At 51.6% G+C, this 1060-nt stretch carries 1 protein-coding gene; it reads left to right on the forward strand.

All coding sequences use genetic code 11. The features are described 5' to 3' along the window. On the forward strand, positions 1 to 777 hold a 777-nt coding region (locus ACFPFU_RS25645; protein WP_377069607.1), incomplete at its 5' end, for a hypothetical protein. Between the last annotated feature and the right edge of the window lie 283 nt (positions 778 to 1060).

The raw sequence follows: 1060 nt of genomic DNA on the forward strand, positions 1-1060 counted from the left end.
AGGATACCCTTCCTTCACAAAGAAAAATTCATCAGCGAAAACCGCCAGATTCCCCATAAAAACATCCGGTTTCAGTCATCCCTGTCCGCCTATATCCCCGGCGTCTCCGGGGCGTTGGTGGTGTCGGATGATTTCGGAGGCCATATCATGGCCATCAATACGCCCGTTCTGAAACTGTTCCGCACCGCCTATTCCGCCAACGACCTGCCCAATTACTTCGGAAACAACAGGATCGACCTGGAAGGCTTCGGACCCGACGACCTCAACACCGGCAAAACCGGCCTGGACTACCTGCAATGGATGGAAGAAGGGGACCACGTCTTCAGCTACGAACTCATCACACCCCCGGGAACGGACAAGTTCGCCCTCATGAGAGAAGACCTCAAAAGGTACTTTCCCCATATAGAAGCCCATATCGAAAACAGAAAGCGCACCATCTGGGCCATGGTAAAAACCGGGACCGGGGACTTCCCCCCTTCCACCGGGGCCAAAACCCATTACGACGTGGGGCCCATGGGCATCAAGGTGACCAACTCCCGATTGCAGGGATTTGTCTACTACCTGAACCTCTACTTCATGCAGGACAGCCCCTATCCGGTCATGGACCGTACCGGCATTGACTATCCAATAGACTTTGAAGTAGACGCCCGCCTTTCTGATCTGGAAAGCCTCCGGGGCGGCCTGCAGCGCATCGGCCTGGACCTCGAATTACGGGAAGAGGAAATACCCGTGCTGGTCCTGAAAAAGAAATTCACAGACAATCAATCACAACCATGAATCCAAGCACGACAATATAGCCACTCCCCTCTCCCCGGGGGAGAGGGGCCGGGGGTGAGGGAAAGAACACCAAACACAACGACAACGCCACTAAATGGGATGATTACCGAGAAAAGGCTTTATGGCCACTAAGAAATAAACTATAAACAAATGAAACCAAGCATGACGAGATCGTCACACAGTGGGAGGATTATAATAGGCTTGGTTCCATATGACCGCTGAAAACAAATTATAATCATATGAAATCGAGCATGACGGAATCGTCACAAACTGGGATGATTAT

It is taken from the genome of Negadavirga shengliensis, from assembly GCF_042652345.1.
GTDB lineage: Bacteria > Bacteroidota > Bacteroidia > Cytophagales > Cyclobacteriaceae > Negadavirga > Negadavirga shengliensis.